Genomic DNA, 19,711 nt, shown 5'->3' on the forward strand with positions numbered 1-19,711 from the left:
GTGGGCCGGACTGTCGTGCACCCGCCCGGCGTGTTCGCTGTCGACGAGGACGGCGATCATCCCGGCCCGGTGGGCACCCAAGACATCGCGCTGCGGCTTGTCGCCAACGAACCACGCGGCATCGGGCCGCACACCCATTGTATCCAGCGCAGCATCAAAGATGCGCGGGTCGGGCTTGTTTACGCCAACCTCGGCAGAGAACACTATCGCGTCAAAGTATTCGAGAATCCCCGCCTGCGCGAAATTGGCGCGCAGGCCATCGCCCGGCATGAGCGTATTGGACACCACGCCCATGCGGAATCCCATCTGGCGCAAGCGCTGGAGGGCTGGACGCACGAAACCGTATATGGGTTGGGCTTCCCACCAGAGCATAAGGCGAAACCAGTGCGCGATCTCATCCGGGGACGGTTCCCCGCCGTTCTTGCGCAACCACTCCTCGATAACGGGCCGCACGTCCATCGCGGGCCGGGGCGGTTTCAGAGCCAGAAACCGTTCGAGGCAATCCTTCGACATCGCTAGAAACCAATCGAACGGCTCGGGGCGTTCGAGGTCCGGCTGCGCGCCGCGCTGCCATGATTCGATGCTCCACCTCACGCTGGCATCCTGCAGGACGCCCCCCATGTCGAACAGGATAGCCTCCGGCCGCTTCAGTTGTGATGCAATGATCTCCATTTTGGTATCCGATGCGCGAAGAACGCCTATTGTAGTCATTTCCGCAGGGCAACTTCCATCAATACGGATAACCCCTAATCGTCTCTATGAGAAAGCCTTCGGGGGAGGGAACTTGTTGTCTCCATAGAGACCAGAACGAACTCACACTGAGACACAGGGAACACAAAGGTTGAATCCTCCGAAACAAAATGAGACAGGAGGCATCAGTGCGGATTGCGCGGTGGCGGTTCATCGAGAGACGGGTCCCGGCTATTGGACACAGTGTACGAGGCGGTTCTTGCGCGGGATTCGGAGGCCCGGGGTCTGCGCGAGGCACGGCAGGTTCCCGTCCCCATCGAGCTTCGCAGGGTCCGGTTCGACGAAAGGTTTCGTGCAGACCCCATCGTGAAGGATAGCCGTTCTTGTGGAACTCAAATCCGGGGAGAAGGTCACAAAGGCGCACCATAAGCAGGTGTCGACCTGTCTGCGGTTGAGGTGTATCAGACTCGGCTTGACTTCGGCGAGGCTTTGATGAGGGACGGCATTCCCCGCATCATAAACCGAGACATTGAGCAGATTTCGCTTCGGCGCAGGCACCATTTCCTCCGCGTCCTTTGTGCCTCTGTGTGAGTTTCCCCAATCGTTTTGTTATCCGATTGGGGGATAATGGGATATGCCATCGCCCGCAATGGTGAGTCGAGGCCCCGGCATGCCGTATCGCCGTTTTTCATGGCTGCATCCTGTGCTGGTTCTTGTCGGGTTGAGCTGGGGCGTGATGTATGCCGAGGAGCTCAAGGACTGGCCGCTGCGCCCGAGGCCCGCGCCTGCAGATGGCGGGCGGGGCCGCAGGCATGTCCCCCATCCAATAATGCTTGGCGCTACTCGTCGCCGAATGCGTCGGGAATGTGGCGAATATCGGGTGTGCCCCCTACGGGGATCAAGACCGCGACGATGTCGAACCTGTAGTAGAGGCCTGGATCGTCCCGCTCGTCAATGTACTGGTGCGCGGCGCGGCGAATATGCAGCTGTTTTTCGTAACCGACATTCTCTTCCGGATCAACTGTTTCGCCGCTCCTGCGGGTCTTTACTTCGACGAACGCGACGGTATCGCCCGACTGCGCGATGATGTCGATCTCGTAACGGCCGAACGAGACGTTCCTGCCGAGGATTCTGTAGCCCTGGCGTCGCAGAAAGCGCGCGGCGAGGTCTTCTCCCCGTTGTCCGAAAGTGCGTGGCCTGCGCCAAGGCCACCACTTCATACGGCGGGCTCCCTCTTGGCGGCAAACAGCCGGATCTCCCCGAAGGTGCCGTGTTGATGCGCGCGAAGCCGGCCCATACGGCAGAGTTCCAGGATGGCCAGGAAACAGCATACGAGCTCCATGCGGCTGCGGCAATGACCGAGAAGGTCCGTCCACGCCACGCTTCCCTCGCTTTCGAGCAGGTTCTCGATGTACTCGATCTTCTCGTCGACGGATGCTTCTTCGGCCTGTACGGTGTGGAAAAGGTCGTCGGAAAAGAAGCGGATCACCCCTCGAAACGCCTCGATGAGATCGAAAAGGGTAACCTCGAGCATCTCCTCTTCTTCGTCTTGCTCGGGCTCGATGTCGGGTGCGGCGTTGCGCACAAACCAGCGGGCGCGCTCTTTCTCGAGGTACTCGAGCCGCTGTGCGACATCGCGAAATCGCCGGTACTCGATGAGTTTCTCGACGAGTTCGACGCGGGGATCTTCGTCTTCGAACTCGTCTTCATCTTCTTCGGCGCTCTGGTCGGGCGACAACAACATGCGCGATTTGATCTGAATGAGCGTGGCGGCCATCACCAGGAACTCGCCCGTGATGTCCAGATCCTCTTCACGCATCATCTCCAAGAAGCGCAGATACTGTTCCGTGATGGTGACGATGGGAATGTCGAAGATGTCGATTTCCTGCACCTTGATCAGGTAGAGCAAGACTTCAAAGGGTCCCTCGAACATGTCGAGATGCAGGCGCAACACCTCATCGGTCGCCTCATCGACGATAATAGCCTCTCCGGCGCCGCCCGCCGCTTCCGGATGCTCGGCGGTCTGTTCATGAACTTTGTCAGTATTATCGGGCATACGGTGTATCCATCACGGCCTCAAAACCTTGCTGTCACGCGAAATCGGGGTCCACATCTACGGGTGAAGGGAGCAAATCATCACGATATCGCCCCGTACTTCGCCATTCTCGTAGGCAAACAGTCCGGCGACCTCTGAGATTCGTTCCGCACTGTACAACCACCCTCCCAGGACGTTCTGATAATCTTGTAAGGCCCGTTCCTGCAAGACATGCTCTGAAACCAGGAACGACAAGGTTTCCTCTATCGTGCGCGCACATTCCGAGGGTTGTATCCGTACGTAGAGGTTGCCGGGTTGTTCCAAGGGCCTGGGAACGGGCTTGCTGGCGAGCAGGTCCTCGGCGATCCGGCTGCTCGTGCACACGAGGAGGGCATCGCCATAAGCGGCGGCCACAGGTTCCAGGGAAGGCCCGCCGATCATGGGGATGCGCAGCATTGCTCGCTCGGCGTCGTACCGCGGATACGACTCCCAAGGCAACGCCGGTGCAGGCGCGGCAGGCAAGCCGCTCAGAAACTCGGCCGGGGCGCCTGCCGGAACCTCGAACGTGCCGGCAAACAGGGGCGCCGGGAACCACTCGTTGAGGTCCACGCCCTGCAACGCAACGCGCCAACCCGGCCCGAGAGGGCCGAGAATCGTCGCAAGAAGCCGAGGCACTGATGGCGGTCCCTCCTCCGGCAGTGTCTCCCACTCGATGAGCTTTGCCTCCGAGAACAACGCATTCTCGCCTTGACCGGCGAAAAGGGGGCCCAATGCGAGCCAGAGGTCGCGCAGCGGTTTGTCGAGGTTCCCCGATGCAGCAACAAGCCCTGGCGGCGGCGCTAACAATTGCCGTGGAGACACCCCGGCTAACAATGGCGCGAGGCGGTCATGCTGTTCATCGCGCAGCTTGGCGTTCCACGCTAGATGCGCTTGCGTCTTGTCAAGCCATAGCCGGAATCTGAAATCCTGAAAAACTTCTCCCAGAGGGTCGTCCTTGGCAAACGTGGCGGTGCCGCCGATGTCTTCTCCGCCAGCCTTGGCGAACGCCTCTTCGAACGCCTCCTGAGACAAAGCCTCGCCTTGTTGAAGAGTCAGGGCGTTCACGAGGGCGTCACGAGAAGGAGAGACCAGCAAGATCCGTCCGCGGACGGCGTAGAAGAGCGAGCCATCGTCAAACTTCCGAAGCACGAGCCCGCCGGCCGTATCCCGCTCAATCCCTGGCGTGACCCAGTGCAGTTGCTCGAGGAGTTTGCCGATGCGCGTCATCTTGGTCACACACAGGACGTCAGTGAAGTTGCGCAGGTCGTTCCCGCTCAAGTAGCAGTCGTCAACAATGATGTTGCGGACCATCCACTCGGGGAGGCTGAGTTCGCCGCGAAGGGCTTTTGTGATGCGCCCAGACCCGATATCGGGGGGCAGCGTGTCCCAGACGGCCGAATCGGCCAGTTTGGCCCGGCTGTTGAGAATGTCGCGCAAGACGATGCTGTATTTCTGCTGGGACGGGATGAGCTGGTACAGGGGGTGGGTATCGCGCGTAATCCAATAGCTCAGGCCTGCCAAGATGATCAGGAGCACCAGGAAGACGCGCTTGAACGGGAAACCGCGGCGCCGGGGCCGGCGGCGCGAGCCGGAAAAACGCCCGTGAATGCGGCCGCGGTATAGGCGTTGACTCTCGCTCATGACTTGGCGGCGCCTCCCTTTTCGGAGCCTTTCTCAGCCGCGGTGCTCTTGTCTTCGGCCTCAAACGTGAATGTGACAAAGGCGCCGGGGCGGTGTTCGGGAGTTGGCACGCCAACTCGCATCCGGCGCGCCTTGGGCTCGAATACCACGCTGTACCGGGTATTGGCATTGAAAACGCTCGCCGTCTCGGAGACGCCTTCCTGTGTGTCCGAGAGAATCTCCTCGACCTCTGACGCGTTAAGGTTGCGTTCTTCGGCGACGAGGGCGGCGAGGCGCAAGTACCGGTCGCGGGCGGCGTCGTCCAATTGCTCCGCCTCCGGGTTCGCTCCGAACAGCACCCCCTGCGACGGGCCGCGCAAACGGGGCGTACCTCCCAGTTGAACCACGCGTACAGAGGGCAGACCGTCGGCTTCGGGATTCGGGTCGCCCACGAGTATGTGGTAGCCCTGAAGATGAGGAAACATGTCTATCATTTCAAGAGCGGCCCACGCAGTCTGTGCCTTCTCGAGGATGTAAGCCATGATCAGTTCAACGGGGGGGCCCGTCAACGCTGGCATTCCAAGAGTTTCGTTCCGCTCGACGCACACCACCACCCCCGCGTCGTTCATGCCGCTGAATCCGCCTCCGCTCCAGGGGAATCCCACCAGGAGAAAGCGGGCTCCCTCCGCCGGGCGCACATCGTATACCACGGGTTCGGCAGGTTCCGGCCAATCCAGGTTGCGCCCGATGAGAATGTCGTCGGCGCCGGCCTTGAGGCCCACGGCCGCGAACATCGTGCAGAAGGGCGCCCGGTACAATTCGCCCAGACCCTCGCGAGCATCTATCATGGGCCCGCATTGCACGAGCCATGCCGCATCGAAAGGCATACCGGCGCCCGCCGCCATGCCGGCCATCTCGTCGAAGAGACCGTCCGGCAACCCAGCCAGCATCGGACGCGCCCCCATAGCAAGCCACGGAACGGCCAGGTTCTCCGTCGCAAGGTATTGTTCGGCGAAATCGGGAAGAAATGTCCAAAACGGCTGCTTGGGACCGATCACGCCGGAGGCGGCCGGGGCCGCATAACGCTGCTCGAACTCGGACTGCAGTACCTCGCGGAACGCTGCTCCGTGCGCGTACCCCCTCTGATACGCCTTCCCGGTCAGGACAACACGCTTGACGCCTCCCTCGACGTCGACTTGGGGCGGCTCTTCGTTCGCCACGGGAACATCGGCATCGCCCCTTGACACCATGCGCGAGAACTGCGTCCAAAACCAATCGCCCGTTGCGGGACCGTAAAACGAAAGCATGCTTTCATATCCAGGAACAGCGTACTGCGAGGGCGGCACGAAGAAGAATCGGTAATCATTCGCGATACCAACGGTGAACTGAGCGGCATAACCGAGGTCCAGGCAACGTGACCTCAGGTCCAGCGAGAGTTTCGCGCATGGCTCTCCTGGGATGAAGGTCAATGCCAGATCGCCGATCTCGAGCGTTGCCAAGGTTGCTGTCGAAGGCAGGTACGCATCCGCCAACGTCGGCGGCAATTCGGGAGTCGCCTGGGCCGCTTCGATCGGAACATCGCCGCTCTTTATCTTCTGGGCAATCTCGAAAGCGCGTTCCGCGAGCGATTTCCCGGCGGATTCCGCCTGCGCCCATCCCGGGACGCCCCGGGCGTTGCTCCACGCGGTATCCCCACAGGCGCCCTGAAGAAACAGGGCCACACAGCCGGGATCGGCAAGCTCCTCGACGCGAGCGCAGAAATAGCCGGGAAAACCGGCGCTCAGGGTCAGCATGTCCGGACCCGGGACCACGGCCGCGCCGCACCGAACGCCAAAACTCCCCACAACGGCCAGGGCTTTGCCGTCGGAATCGTTGACACGAAGAACTCCCAACTGTGAATCGACCGGGCCACTGGCGATCATGGTGTTTTGAGACAGCTTCTCCTGGTTGGATATTCCGTACCCAACTGTAGCCCGCTTGCGGCTATCGCAAGCCGCGCGCATGGCCTCAGCAAACTTCTCCGCCATCGAGTCGACCAGCTCGGGCATGTAGCGCCCCGTGAATATGCGGAAAACCAGCGGACGCACCATCCCGCCGGGTCCGCTCATGGTGTGAGTAGCCGTCAGAAGAATGTTCTCACGAGGCACTTCTTTTGGCGCGCGTTCGAGCACGGCTTCCCGCAAGGAAGGGCTGATCACGCAGAGGTCCGCCGATACGAGCAGCACCCGCGTGTCGCCATCATCCAGATAGAGAGCGCGCACCCACAGCGGGTCATGAACGGCGACCGCGCCGCGGCCCATACGGTGGTAACTTCCCGCGAGAGGGGTGCCCAGTTCCGGAGTGATCTCGACCTTCGCCGCGCCAGCCTCCATTGCTCCGGCTGACCCGGCAAACAAGACTCCCACCACTACTGCAATCACAAGACGTCTGACCATGCTTTACTCGCCTGAAAACTCCAGAGCACGATTCTCCGGAAGTGCGTACATGCCTTCGGGGGCGCATTCAACGTGTCTTACTCTGGCGAAGGCCTCCGATTATTGGTTTCCCGGCCATGCCGGGCCGAAAGCCGCGCACGTGGATCGTCCTTGCCGCCCCCCTTGAGCGCGATGCATCATCCCGCCGCGTCCCGAAACGAGCGCGGAAGGTCCATTGCCAACGCATTGACCGATGGACGGTTAAGCATCGGCCGGGTCTAAAGATCGAACCTTTGCCCGATCACGATTTCGGCCGACATCTTCGCCGTCTCCCCGGCTTTCCGTAGAGTGTAGCACAGCCCCCGCCGCCAATGGCAATGCGCAGCCCCTGCGTTCGCAATTGCGAGCAAGCTCGAAACAAGAGCTTCTTCCTGCGGACCGCGCCACTCGTTCGGCCGCGAGGTCTCCGAAACGGCCTGAATGCCGGATACGCGTCCAGAGATGACACAGACGAACAGAGTGGCTCTGCGTAGAAGGCTTCCCTGCAATAGAACCACCACGGCACGAAGACACAAAGAAGACCGCAAAGACGCCGCCAACGCCTTTCCGGTGTAGCGTTCGGCCTGGCGCCGGGCGTCCGGCCGTCTGACGCAAGGGCAGGCACTACAGCGCGTTTGGAAGGCCATGCTGTCTATCCTGTCCATCTTCATCCTGTCAAAGCTTCTCTCCTCAGTTTTTACGTGGCAACTGGAAGTGCAATTCGAAGAGTTGACCTCTGGGGGCCAAGGTGCTATACTTTCTTCAAGTAATATGAAGAGGATAAGCATAGTGGTTAATTCGAAGCATATGAGCCGTCTACTCTCACTCCTCCTCGTGGAGGAAGGCCGGCCCAATATGCCTCGAATTCCTTAATCAATTCCCCGTAAGGGTTTAGGAACTGAAGGCCGCGGGCCGAAGAGCCCGCGGCTCTTTTTTTGGCCCCGAACAGGGGGCCGCCGAAGGGAGGTGGTGTCGTATGGATTTGGGGCTACCTGGTCTCAGGTCCGGGCGCTTGGTGCGGCATGACTCGAAGTCATCTGGGTTTACCGCAACAATGCAGCCAAAAGGAGACGTATCATGTCCGGATCGATGCAAACGTACGACACTACCCTGCGCGACAAGGTTGCAGGGATAGGCTCTTCTGTGACAATGGACCATGCCGTCAGCATAGCGCGCTCGGTGGAGAAGGCTGGCGCGGCAACCATCGAGGCGGGGTATCCCGCGGAATCGCGCGTGCAGCGCGATATTGTGAGAGCTGTCGCGGCCGCCGTCACTGGTTCAGAAGTGGCCGCGGCGGCATCGTGCGATGCCGGGGAAGTGGCGGCCGCGATCGAAGCAGTCCAGCATGCCGCGAAACCTGTGGTCCACGTCTATCTGTCCGCGCACGAAGCCCGCGAACCGGAAGCCCGCAGGCACGTATGCCGTGCGGTGCGGGAAGCTGTGGCCGCCGTTCGAAGTGCGGGGTTCCAAGTCCAATTCGCGATCAACGGTATTGAAGAGATGGAGCGCCCGTTCCGGCGGCATTGTATCGATGTTGCCGTGAATGCCGGGGCATCCCGAATTGGCGTCCCTGACAGCGCGGGCAGGATTTCCGCTACCGAGCATGCGGCGCTGGTCCGCGATACCGTTCAGTTTGTGGGCCCGAACGTCGCGGTTTCGGTTCCGCGTCACCTGGTTTGCCACGGCGCAACTGAAAGCGCGGCGGCCCTTGATGTGGGGGGTGCCACTGGCGCCAACAAACACGCCGCGAGAGCGGTTGCGTCTCGGCCTGTGCACCAGGATTGGCGGTGCACAGTCGAAGTGGCTTCCCTCTAGCGCCCCGTGCGAGCTTAGCTCTACATAGCCGCAAGCGAATGCGTGTCTTCAAACGAGGGGGCTCCCGCGCGCCGGACACAAGAGGCGGCCATTCAGCGCGCCCCGAATCGCATTGTACATGTGGCGTGGCCCCCCGGGCCACGCCACTACCATCGCTCTCCGCCGCACCTGGCCCAAGAGGCAGTCATGAACAAGATGCTCATGCCGATTTGCGGGCGAGACGTTCGCGTTCCAACAACTGGGGCGGACTCCCCGGAGTCCGTGTCCGTCCAAAGTCCGTAAGATGCCCGCAATTGCTATTCGAGGTCCAATCCGTCAAGATCGAGCACCAACAAGGTCACGCAGGAAACGGCAATGAACCGCTCTGACCGCGAAACCCTGCGGGAGCTGGCAAAACGCTATCTCGCCATCTCCCGGCGAGAGGTCCAGGAGGAACGGCGCGCCCTCTGGCGCGGGCACAACAGTTTTGGGTACGGCCGCCCGCTCATCTACACGCGCGCGTTCGCATGGCACGAAATGCCCGAGTCCCGGTGCCGGTGCGGGGACGCCCTCGCACGCCAGTACGAAGACCACTTCCGCCATGCGCTGTACTGGGACTCTCTGAACGACGACTCGGTTTTCGAACCATGGGTGAGCGTCGAAGCGGTCCATGTAGCGCCGCCGGACAGGGTGTGGGGATTGCGGACCGGGTGGATCGGCAAAGAAGACTACCGTATCGCGAAATTGATCGACCCGCCCATGAAGAACCACGAAGACATGGACAGACTGGTACAGCCGCATCACGAAATCGACGAAAAAGCCACTCAGGAGCGTGTCGAGCAGATGCAGGACGCCGTCGGCGACATCGTTCCGGTCCATGTCGAGCGCGCGCCGTTGTATCGCGACTGGAACGGCGATATCTCGACCCAGCTGGCGCGTCTCCGCGGGCTCGACAACATGATGCTGGACATGATGCTCGCGCCCGAATGGGCCCACAAGGTTCTCGCGTTCATGCGCGACGGCATTCTCAGGGCGCAGGAAGAAGCGGAGCAGGCCGGCGACTGGACGCTGTCCGCGCACTCGAACCAAGCCATGGCGTACGCGCGGGAACTCGAAGACCCCTCGATAGACGGAAAACCCGTGACGCGCGGCACGCTCTGGTATTTCTGCGCTTCGCAGGAGACTACACTGTACGGCCCGGATCAGTTCGAGCAGTTCATGCTGCAGTATCAGATACCGATCATGGCGCACTTCGGCCTCGTCGCATACGGCTGCTGCGAAGACCTCACCCGCAAGATCGACAAGCTGCGCCAGCTCCCCAATCTCCGGCGCATTGCCGTATCGCCAATGGCCGATGTGCAGCGCTGCGCCGAGCAGCTCGGCGGCGACTACATCCTGAGCTACCGGCCCAGTCCGTCGGATATGGTCGGTTACGACTTTGACCCCGGCAGAATACGCAGGATTCTCCGGCGCGATCTCGAGGCCTGCCGCGCAAACAGCTGCCATGTCGATATCACCCTGAAAGACGTCGAAACCGTCCAGAGCGACCCATCCCGGGTGCGGAGCTGGGTCGAGATCACGCGCAAGGTTATTGGCGAATTCGCGTGGGACTGATGCGGGGCGGGCCGGGTGGCCTCGCCTCGGATTCCCGTGATATTCTCGCCCCTGACCACGAAGACGGGGCTTACACGGGCGACACGGAGACGTGTCCGCCTTTCCGGGTTCGGTAACGAGGATACGCTTGATGACGCCACGCGAAATCGTTCGGGAGAACATCGAGTGCCGCTGCGAAGAACGTATCGCCTTCAATTTCACCGGCGAGGACCGCAGGAACGACTTCACCGGCGCAGGGTGCGAGCATGACATTGAAACGAAGACCTGGACCGAAGGCAACATCGAGTACTACACGGACATCTGGGGCAACGTCTGGCACCGTATCGTGGGTTTGTCGCAGGGCGGCGAGGTGTTCGAACCGGTGATTAAGGATTGGGCGGACCTCGACAACCTGACCCTGCCTGCCATCGACAATCCCGCTTACTTCGAGAGCGCCCGGAAGCTGGGGGCGTCGGATACGGACCTTTTCCGCGTGGGCTCGATGCCCGGTTGGCCGTTCGCCACCTGCCGGTACATGCGCAAGATGGAGGTCTATTTCACGGACCTCCTCGCACACCGTGACCGGATTGATCTCCTCCATGATCGCGTGACCTCGCTGTTCGAGGGCGTGATCGACCGGTTTGGCGAGGCTGGAATGGACGGCATCATGTATTGCGAGGATCTCGGCACACAGGACCGCCTGCTCCTGGGCGTGCCGATATGGCGCGACGTGTTTCGTCCCCTCTATGAACGCCTGACCGCGCGCGCCCACGCACACGGAATGAAAGTTGTGATGCATTCCTGCGGGTTCAACTATGAACTCGTGGATGACCTGTGCGAGGCCGGCGTCGACTGCCTTCAATTCGACCAACCCGCGCTGTACGACATGCCGGCCTTGGCCGAAAAACTCCGCAGGCACCGGGCCGGCCTGTTCTCTCCCTGCGATATCCAGAAAGTGCTTCCCACGGGCGACCGCGAAATCATCCGACGCGAAACCGAGCGTCTTGTGAACACGTTCCGGGGCGGGTTCATCGCGAAGAACTACCCGGACCTCCACGGCATCGGCGTTGAGCCTGAGTGGGACCGATGGGCCTACGAAACCTTCGTGCGTGTGGGCGCACAGGAAAAACCGCGTTGAACCCGCCCCGGGCGCGGCACAATCAGACCAAGCGAGTCGAGTATCACATTTGACCCGGAATACGGACGGCTCTGTTCGGGCGTTGCCTCACGGCGCCAGTTGCACGAGCAGCTGGGCGATCTCGCGCCTCACGGTTTGGATGAGGCCGTGCCTCCGATCTTCCACGGTCCGAACGCCGGAGAGCCCGTCCTTGCCCGGTGTGGTGCCGTCCTCGTCCAGTCCACAGAAACGCGCGACCTGAAACGCGGTGTCTTTGAGGAGTGTTTCGGCTTTTGCCACGGCTTCGGGGCTGCGGTTTTCGTCCTTGGCCTTGCGCGTGGCGTTGCGGAGAGCCGCCAGCATGTCGTAATCCTCGATGCCGTCTCGCACGGCCTCCCACCGCTTGCTGGGAACTACCCCATCGCCCTGGTACACCAGCAGGTAATCCATGGTGCCTTCGGGTTTGTACCAGGGATCCGCCTGCGAGGTGCAGTACGACCAGAATCCGATGCCGGTGAGCCCGTGATGCCATGCGAGCCACGACTGCCCCCGGTAATACCCCAATGGCGACTGATGCTTCGCATTGTCCGAGCATTCGTAGGTCCATAGAATGCCGCCGGAATTCTTGATGATTTCCAACTTATCCTGGTTGATGTCGAGCAGGAATCCCCCGCGGTTGGGGCACCAGATATCGACATACGGCAGCATCTCGACGAGTTCCTCTTTGCGAATGCGCGCCACGGGGTCCGTGTAGATCTGGATGTTCGGGTCCGCTTCGCGAGCCAGTTTGGCGTAGAAGAGATACTGTTCGACGAGACCTTCCTGCAGGCCCGGTTCGTCGACCGGGTACATGGCGTATCTGTCGTAACCGATGCCCATTTCTTTGAGATGGGCGACCCACGCGCGCAACCAGGCCACGTGGGCCTTCCGGAAGGCGCCGGTCTCGGGCGCGCCCGGCCCCGTGACTCCGCCCGTATTCTGAAACAGAATGATGCCGTGAGGCGCGTAACGGCGCACGTAGGCGTCGTGCTCGGTATAGTCGATTTCTCCGACAATCGCGCCAGCCTCGTCGTAAGTTGCCTTCGGGACAAGCGTCGTCACAAAGACGTTGTTCCCGTGCGCGACCCGGTCCTGGAGGGTTTCCTCCTCGAATTCCCGCATCCGCGGGGTACTGTAGACATACCCCCAGTTGCAGTGTCTCAGGGCCTGCGTTTCGGGCAAGGCCGGTTCCCAGACCTCGACGGTCAGAGGCGCAGCGAATTCCCGCGGCTCAACCTCGAGTGTGCGTATCCGGACGGTGCTGGTCCAGCGTCCGGTGGCCAGGCCTTTGGTCTCGACCGCAAACCACAGTTGCCGCGCGTCCCAGGCGGGGAGCGTGAGGGCATATCCCGGGTTGATTCGGGGCAGCGCATCGGCCGAGAGGTCGAGTGATTGGGTCGGCACGTTAACGACTTCATGGATGGCGATGACTTCGCGGGAGGCCACCGGCGCCGCGTCCTGCGCGCCCTCCAGAACAAGGGGATCGAGTTCGACACGCACTTGCAGCGGCGCCGTACCGAAATTGAACACGTTCAGGGCGGCGTCTTCTACCTCTCCGCTGAATGCCTCGATCGTCACTTCAGGGTCTTTCAAGCGTTCCTCGAGGATTTCATCAAAGGCCCCAAAGGGCGCCCAGGGATTTGCCGCGCTCAGACGCAGGGGCCATGGGCCCCTTTCCCGCTGGTCCGCGGCGGTCGCGGCAAACTTCAGAAGCCGGGAAAAGTCGCGGATGTCGTCATGTATCGCGTCCCGAAATGCCCGCTGTTCGACGTCCGGCAGTGTTCCCACAGACGCAATGCGGGTTGCGTAGTATTCGCGCCGTTCCATCGCCTCGCGTGCGCTCCCCGTGATCGCATATGCATCCGGAAGGCGTTGCGCGGTTGTCACGACGTCATCCAGCAACGCGGCAAGGTCGGCGATTTCTTTCTGCAGCGGCATGATGTGGGCATTGTGCGACCGTTGTGCCACAACCGCCTCGCCGTCGTAGACGCGGCAGGTGATATTCAAATCCACCGGCTTTTCGGTAGGCAGCGAATAGCGGTCCAGGACGGTGGCCGAAGCCTCGGAAACCTCGAACGTCATTGTGCGGGGCGCTTCTCCGCTTTTGGATGTCGTGATTTCGACACGAAGGGAACGGCGGGCCGGATTCTCGATATCCAGCCGAATGGCATTCTCGCCGGCATACATCTTGCCGAAATCCACGGCCGCGATTCGCACGCTGGACTGTTCGGTGCCGGCGTTGAATGTTCCCACGCGTGCGGAATTGAATCGGTATTCGGGCCAGATAACCTGGGCGCCCGCTTTGGCGGAAGGCCATTTCGAAACCATGATTCCGCCGGAGGTGCACGCATAGACGACACACGGCGTCCCATCACCCAGCAGGTCCGCGATGGTGGGCGAGGCATTGGTCGGATTTGGCATCGCGATCGCCTCTTTCTGCTCGCCCTCCGCGCTGAAAACATGGAGTTCGCCGCTGTAGCCGGCCGCCACGATCTCAATGCGGCCGTCTCCGTCGATGTCCGCCAGGGCGGGAGAGCGCCGCGCCCGCTCGTGGACATTGCCGGTCCACAATCTTGTTCCGTCGGGAGCGATGGCTGCCAAGAGGCCCGACAGGTCGATGGCATAAATCTCGAGGATACCGTCCTGGTTCGCATCGCCAACGCATATGCTGCTGTCGATTTCCTTGGGCATCTCGAATCTCCACAGCAACTCGCCATTCGAACCGGCGGCCGCGACGGAATTGCCGATAGCAGTGAGGATCTCGCGCGCGCCATCGTCATTGATATCCGCGATAACAGGCGCGGCGCCCTGCGCTGCGATATCCAGACGCCACTGCTCTTTCCCGGACGTGTCCAGACATACCAGCGGCAACTGGGAGCCCGAGAGCAGGATTGATGGCGGCGTGGATTCCGTCAGGCTTCCGACCGCCGGCGGGTAGGTTTGCCCGTGGCCGCCGTCGTATTGCCAGACGCGCTCGCCTTTCGGCGACAGGCAGACAACGTGCCCCGCCGAGTCGCCAGTCACGACCTCGTTTGTCCCGTCACCGTCAAGGTCGCAGGCTACAATCGCGGTGGTGCCCCACTCGATTTCCGAGGGCAGGTCATATTTCCAGATGGTATCCCCGTTTTGGCCGGCCAGGCAGAAGACCGTCCCGGCCTGATTGAGCACGAGAATCTCCGGCTGTTCGTCTTCGACGAGATTGGCCACGGTGGGAGGAATGCTTATGGGAATCTGAAGGCTGCGGCCCCAGATTTCGCGTCCCGCGCTGTCCACCACTACGACGCTTCCAGATGCGGTGGTGATGATGATGTCCTGTCGTCCGTCGCCGTTCATGTCGGCAAGGGCGGGAGAACTGTCCACGTTGCCCAGGGGCGTTTCGAACCGCCACAGCACCTCGGCGGCCTCGATGCGCCATGCGGCGGCTAGAAAGACGGTTAACAGAACAGATCTCCAGCTCATGCTTCGTACTCCTGGTTGGTTGAATAGCACCTTCATTGACCGGCTTACCATAAGCGTCCCGACACTGGCGATCAAGCTGCGCAGCGGGCGGGAACAATCCGCGGGACCGAGCTGACACACCCGTCGCGCCAGGCCGATTACGGCCATGCGGGCCGGCGCATTGCCTCCGTGCGCTCAGTTGAATTTTGTCGGTTTCCCCGCGACAATACGGTTTCTTGCCACAGCCTGGGGTGAAGAACGCGTAAACACCACTGCTTGATGGGAGGCAACCGTGATTACTATCGCCTTATCTTGTGCTCTCTTGCTCGTGTGTCTCGGCATGGCGCGGCAAGCGCGCGCCGAAACACCGGATTGGGAGAACCCCGCCGTTCTCGGCCGCAACAAGGAGCCGTATCACTGCACGTTGCTGCCCTATCCCGATGAGGAATCGGCGCGTGCAGGTACGCGAGACGCCTCGCCGTATCACCAGTCCCTCAACGGCGTATGGAAGTTCAATTGGGTTGGCAAACCCGACGACCGCCCCCGCGATTTTTATAAACCCGAGGTGGATGTATCGGACTGGGACGAGATTCCGGTGCCGTCTGTGTGGCAGCTCCAGGGCTACGGCATACCCATCTATACCAATGTGCGTTATCCGTTCCCGGCGGACCCGCCGCGTATTCCGCACGACTACAACCCGGTGGGGTCGTACCGCCGCGTCTTCGAGGTTCCCGGGGAATGGCGCGGCCGGAGAGTGTTCATTCACTTTGACGGCGTCGAGAGCGCGTTCTATATCTGGCTGAATGGGAAACAGGTTGGCTTCAGCAAGAACAGCATGGGGCCCGCGGAATTTGATCTGACGCCGTATCTTCAGGACGGCGAAAACACCCTGGCGGTCGAGGTGTACCGCTGGTCGGACGGCAGCTACCTCGAAGACCAGGATATGTGGCGTTACTCGGGCATCTTCCGCGACGTCTACCTTTTCGCGACACCTGAGACCCATGTGCGCGACTTCTTTGTCCGCTGCGATTTTGACGGCGAGTATCGGGATGCCGTGCTCAAGCTGACCGCAAAGGTCTGCAACTTCGGCGAGAAGGCCTGCCAGGAACATGCCCTGGAAGGCGTCCTGCTGGATGCGGACGGCGCGCCCGTTGGAAAACAGCCGCTGTTCACCGCCGCGTTGAAGGCCCTGGCGGGCGGCGAGGAGCAGGTTCTCGAACTGGAAGCCCCGGTGAACAGCCCGCGCAAGTGGTCGTCCGAAGACCCCTATCTGTACACGTTCATGGTCCTGCTTAAGATGCACTCGGGCGAAACCCTGGAAGTCGTACAATGCCGTTTCGGTTTCCGCAAGGTCGAGATTCGCGATGCCCAGCTGCTTGTTAATGGAGTATCGGTGCTGCTGAAAGGCGCCAACCGTCACGAAAACGACCCCTGGCGGGGACGCGCCGTCACGATTGAGCGCATGATCCAGGACATCGAGATTCTCAAGCGGTTCAATTTCAACACGGTCCGTACGAGCCATTACCCCGACGATCCCAAATGGTACGAGCTGTGCGACCGGTACGGCATTTTCCTCATCGACGAGGCTAATCTCGAAGCCCACGGGATGGGATACGACCTTGACAAGACGCTGGGTAACCGCCCGGAGTGGCAGGCTGCTCACATTGACCGGCATACGGCACTCGTCGAACGGGACAAGAACCATCCGTCGGTGATCATCTGGTCAATGGGTAACGAATCCGGCAGCGGCTGCAATTTCGAAGCGGGCGCGCGCAAGATACGCGCCCTCGACCCCACCCGCCCCATTCATTACGAACGCATGAATGAAGTGGCGGACATCGACAGCGTGATGTACCCCCATGTGGACGAGCTCATCGCGGAGGGCAAGAAGGACTCGCCCAAGCCGTTCATCATGTGCGAATACGCCCATGCGATGGGGAACGCCGTCGGCAATTTCAAGGAATACTGGGACGCCATAGAGAGTCATAAGCGGCTGATTGGCGGATGCATCTGGGAATGGGCCGATCACGGCATTTTCAAATACACCAATGAAGAACCCGCCGAAGACGGGTCGCGGACATGGTTCTGGGCCTATGGAGGAGACTTCGACGACCAGCCCAACGACAAGAACTTCTGTATGGACGGCCTGGTGTTCCCCGACCGCGCCATCCCGCCCAAAATGTGGGAAGTAAAGAAGGTCTACCAATACGTGTCGATCGCCCCATCGGACCTCGCCTCGGGCAAGGTGCGCGTTCGCAACAAGCATTTCTTCGCTAACCTGAACCGTTACGGTATCCGTTGGAGCGTCAGCGAGGACGGCAGAATCCTCGAAGAAGGCGTTCTGGCGCCTCTGGACCTTCCCGCGGGCCAGGAAACCGAGCTCACGGTTCCGTATGCCAGTCCTTCGCTGAGACCCGGCGCAGAGTACTGGCTGCGCATCAGCTTTCACCTTGCCGAGGATACGCTTTGGGCCCAGAAGGGCCACGAAGCGGCTTGGGAACAGATGCGATTGCCCCTCGATGCGGGCAAGAGGCGCGCTATCATCTTCGGCAAAAACCTGAAGCTGAAGGTCGAAGAAGACAGTACGCGCGTTGTGGTTTCCGGCAAGTCGTTCGCCGCCCGGTTCAGCAAGACGCACGGAGGCATCAGCGCGGTCACTTACGGCAAGCAGATGGTGATCCCGGACGGGGGCGAGGTATTCAACGGTCCCGCGTTGAACCTGCTTCGCGCGTTCACCGACAACGACAACCGCCAGCATCAGGGCGAAAGTCTCAAGCGTGGCTTCTATGAGGCGGGCTTGAGCCAGATGCGCTCGTACCTCAAGCGGTTCGAGGTGGTCAGCCGAGACGCAAACACGGTGTGCGTCAGGTCGCATATCCACTGCCTGGGCAGCAAAGGGCGGGGGTTCGCTCACGAATGCATGTATACCCTCTACCCGGACGGGTCGATCCATTTGCGGAACCATCTCGAGCCTATCGGGGAGCTGCCGATGCTCCCGCGGATAGGCTTGAAAACAACGTTTGCGGGCGAACTCGAACAACTCGCGTGGTACGGGCGCGGCCCCTACGAAAGCTACCCCGATCGCAAGACCGGCGCGCCCGTCGGAAGGTACGAAAGCACTGTGTCGGACCAATACGTGCCCTACCCATTTCCGCAAGAGTGCGGCAACAAGGAAGACGTGCGTTGGGCGGCTCTCACGAATGCGAGGGGTCAGGGCGTGTTGGTCTTGATGGATGCGCCCATGGCCTTCAGCGCGCTGCGGTTTACGCCGGGCGACCTCAACCGCGCCGAGCACCCGTACGACCTGAACCCGCGCAGGAACATCACCGCCTGCGTGGACTACAAGCAATGCGGATTGGGCAACGGCAGTTGCGGCCCTCTCGTGCTGGACTCCTACGCCCTGTATGGCGGAACCATCGATTTCGGGTTTGCCCTGCGGCCTTGCCGGCCACAAGACGGCGATATTGCCGAACTGGCGCGTCTCAGGCTGCCCGATATCCACGTGTGACACTGAAACCCGAACGAACGCGGAGGAACTGTTATGAAACCGACACGTCGCGACGTGCTCAAGACGCTTGCTGGAGGCACGGCTCTGGCCTGGGGCGGAAAGGCCATGCGCACCGCGCAAGCCTCGCACGAAAGCACACAACCGGCCGCGGGGCCGATTCCAAAGCCGGAGCCGCGCATCGAGCGTTTCGAACGGCTGGCCTACGGCATGTTCATCCACTGGGGCCTCTACTCGCAGCTGGGCCGGGGCGAATGGGTCATGAACCAGGAAAAGATCCCGGTAGAGGAATACAGACGGCTGCGAGACACCTTCACGGCCGCGGACTTCGACGGCCGCGCCATCGCCGGCATTGTCCGGCGCGCCGGACAGAGGTACGCGACCCTGACGGCACGCCACCACGAAGGGTTCAGCCTCTACGATACGAGGGGACTGTCGGACTACGACGCCGTGCACAGTCCCGCCGCGCGCGATCTCGTGGCGGATTTCGTCGAGGGTTGCCGCGCCGAGGGCATCCTCCCCTTCTTCTACCACACCACGCTTGATTGGTGTCACCCGGATTTCGGGGCCGACTTTGACGCGTACCTGGATTACCTGCATGCCTCGGTCGAGATTCTGTGCACGCAGTATGGCGACATCGGCGGGTTGTGGTTCGACGGCAACTGGAGCAAGCCGGACGCGGACTGGAAAGAGGACCGCCTATACGGGATCATCCGGAAACACCAGCCGGAGGCGATGATCATCAACAATACGGGCATTCACAAGATGGGCGAGATTGGACATCCCGAAATCGACAGCACCACCTTCGAGCAGGGCCGGCCGTCCCCCATGGACCGCCGCGGCATGCCCAAGTACATCAGCGCCGAGATGTGCCAGACCATGAACATGCACTGGGGAATAGCCATCAACGATTACAATTACATGTCGCCCCCGGAGATCATTGAGAACCTGTGCGCGTGCCGTAAGGTGGGGGCCAACTATCTCCTCAACGTCGGTCCCACGGCCGGGGGCGCCATCCCGGAATACGAGCGGGCCGCCCTCGAACGCGTGGGGCAATGGCTCGAACGTTACGGCGAAGCCATCTACAACGGCAAACCCTGCAGCGTGGCAGGTCCCGGGCCGGATTTCGGGCTCGATGTGGACGGAACGCTCTACCTGTTCGTGCACGCCCTCAAGCCCGGGCATGGCCAGCAGGCAGGCGAAGTCAGCGGCCCGGGTCCACGCACGTTCGAAGGGGTCGAACAAAAGGTGGCGTCCGTGACATGGCTGGACAACGGTGAGGAGTTGAAATTCGAGCAGGACGGCCAGAAGCTCAATGTCACGGCAACGGGTTTCCCATACGGAACCAACACCGTCGTACGCATGGCGCGGATCTCGCAAGGGTAACA

General features: G+C 61.3%; 12 protein-coding genes. 6 read left to right on the forward strand and 6 right to left on the reverse strand.

Features of this window, described 5'->3' with window-relative positions:
* Nucleotides 1-711 (reverse strand): HAD-IA family hydrolase (locus tag PLJ71_06675; GenBank protein HQM48354.1); only part of this gene is annotated, 711 nt, incomplete at its 3' end.
* A gap of 222 nt (nt 712-933) precedes the next feature.
* Here PLJ71_06675 and PLJ71_06680 point away from each other — a divergent pair.
* On the forward strand, nt 934-1,119 hold the full coding sequence (locus PLJ71_06680) for a hypothetical protein (GenBank protein HQM48355.1): 186 nt from the start codon (nt 934-936) through the stop codon (nt 1,117-1,119).
* A gap of 410 nt (nt 1,120-1,529) precedes the next feature.
* Here PLJ71_06680 and PLJ71_06685 read toward each other — a convergent pair whose 3' ends face one another.
* Genes PLJ71_06685 through PLJ71_06700 form a run of 4 tightly spaced genes read right to left on the reverse strand, consistent with a single transcriptional unit; the run spans nt 1,530 to nt 6,819 of the window.
* Complete coding sequence (locus PLJ71_06685; GenBank protein ID HQM48356.1) at nt 1,530-1,910, reverse strand: YraN family protein; 381 nt, start codon at nt 1,908-1,910, stop codon at nt 1,530-1,532.
* Nucleotides 1,907-2,746 (reverse strand): segregation/condensation protein A, encoded by an 840-nt coding sequence (locus tag PLJ71_06690; GenBank protein HQM48357.1) that lies wholly within the window; start codon nt 2,744-2,746, stop codon nt 1,907-1,909. The genes PLJ71_06685 and PLJ71_06690 overlap by 4 nt, the downstream gene beginning before the upstream one ends.
* A gap of 57 nt (nt 2,747-2,803) precedes the next feature.
* Nucleotides 2,804-4,405, reverse strand: a complete 1,602-nt coding sequence (locus PLJ71_06695) for a hypothetical protein (GenBank protein ID HQM48358.1) — start codon at nt 4,403-4,405, stop codon at nt 2,804-2,806.
* A complete protein-coding gene (locus PLJ71_06700; GenBank protein HQM48359.1) occupies nt 4,402-6,819 on the reverse strand; it encodes a neutral/alkaline non-lysosomal ceramidase N-terminal domain-containing protein in 2,418 nt (805 codons plus the stop codon). The genes PLJ71_06695 and PLJ71_06700 overlap by 4 nt, the downstream gene beginning before the upstream one ends.
* 1,095 nt (nt 6,820-7,914) lie before the next feature.
* Here PLJ71_06700 and PLJ71_06705 point away from each other — a divergent pair.
* The 3 genes from PLJ71_06705 to PLJ71_06715 all read left to right on the forward strand — a co-directional run bounded on the left by PLJ71_06705 (nt 7,915) and on the right by PLJ71_06715 (nt 11,362).
* The gene (locus PLJ71_06705; GenBank protein HQM48360.1) at nt 7,915-8,652 is read left to right on the forward strand and encodes a hypothetical protein; all 738 of its coding nucleotides are present in this window, start codon (nt 7,915-7,917) and stop codon (nt 8,650-8,652) included.
* A 354-nt stretch (nt 8,653-9,006) separates the two neighbouring features.
* Complete coding sequence (locus PLJ71_06710; GenBank protein HQM48361.1) at nt 9,007-10,245, forward strand: hypothetical protein; 1,239 nt, start codon at nt 9,007-9,009, stop codon at nt 10,243-10,245.
* Between the two features lie 130 nt (nt 10,246-10,375).
* Complete coding sequence (locus tag PLJ71_06715) at nt 10,376-11,362, forward strand: uroporphyrinogen decarboxylase family protein (protein ID HQM48362.1); 987 nt, start codon at nt 10,376-10,378, stop codon at nt 11,360-11,362.
* A gap of 87 nt (nt 11,363-11,449) precedes the next feature.
* Here the strand turns inward: PLJ71_06715 and PLJ71_06720 are convergent, their stop codons facing one another.
* A complete protein-coding gene (locus PLJ71_06720) occupies nt 11,450-14,839 on the reverse strand; it encodes a PQQ-binding-like beta-propeller repeat protein (GenBank protein ID HQM48363.1) in 3,390 nt (1,129 codons plus the stop codon).
* A gap of 271 nt (nt 14,840-15,110) precedes the next feature.
* Here PLJ71_06720 and PLJ71_06725 point away from each other — a divergent pair, with 271 nt between their 5' ends.
* Both PLJ71_06725 and PLJ71_06730 read left to right on the forward strand, forming a co-directional pair.
* Nucleotides 15,111-18,326, forward strand: a complete 3,216-nt coding sequence (locus tag PLJ71_06725) for a glycoside hydrolase family 2 TIM barrel-domain containing protein (protein HQM48364.1) — start codon at nt 15,111-15,113, stop codon at nt 18,324-18,326.
* A gap of 33 nt (nt 18,327-18,359) precedes the next feature.
* Nucleotides 18,360-19,709: an alpha-L-fucosidase gene (locus PLJ71_06730; protein ID HQM48365.1), complete on the forward strand. Its 1,350-nt coding sequence runs from the start codon at nt 18,360-18,362 to the stop codon at nt 19,707-19,709.
* The last annotated feature ends 2 nt before the right edge of the window (nt 19,710-19,711 follow it).

This window comes from Candidatus Hydrogenedentota bacterium (assembly GCA_035416745.1).
GTDB lineage: Bacteria > Hydrogenedentota > Hydrogenedentia > Hydrogenedentales > SLHB01 > UBA2224.

What these genes read in the sequence shown, in the direction of transcription:
- PLJ71_06685 (HQM48356.1), bottom strand. Translation starts at nt 1,910, where the DNA reads ATGAAGTGGTGGCCTTGGCGCAGGCCACGCACTTTCGGACAACGGGGA.
- PLJ71_06715 (HQM48362.1), top strand. Translation starts at nt 10,376, where the DNA reads ATGACGCCACGCGAAATCGTTCGGGAGAACATCGAGTGCCGCTGCGAA.
- PLJ71_06695 (HQM48358.1), bottom strand. Translation starts at nt 4,405, where the DNA reads ATGAGCGAGAGTCAACGCCTATACCGCGGCCGCATTCACGGGCGTTTT.
- PLJ71_06690 (HQM48357.1), bottom strand. Translation starts at nt 2,746, where the DNA reads ATGCCCGATAATACTGACAAAGTTCATGAACAGACCGCCGAGCATCCG.
- PLJ71_06720 (HQM48363.1), bottom strand. Translation starts at nt 14,839, where the DNA reads ATGAGCTGGAGATCTGTTCTGTTAACCGTCTTTCTAGCCGCCGCATGG.
- PLJ71_06710 (HQM48361.1), top strand. Translation starts at nt 9,007, where the DNA reads ATGAACCGCTCTGACCGCGAAACCCTGCGGGAGCTGGCAAAACGCTAT.
- PLJ71_06700 (HQM48359.1), bottom strand. Translation starts at nt 6,819, where the DNA reads ATGGTCAGACGTCTTGTGATTGCAGTAGTGGTGGGAGTCTTGTTTGCC.
- PLJ71_06730 (HQM48365.1), top strand. Translation starts at nt 18,360, where the DNA reads ATGAAACCGACACGTCGCGACGTGCTCAAGACGCTTGCTGGAGGCACG.
- PLJ71_06705 (HQM48360.1), top strand. Translation starts at nt 7,915, where the DNA reads ATGTCCGGATCGATGCAAACGTACGACACTACCCTGCGCGACAAGGTT.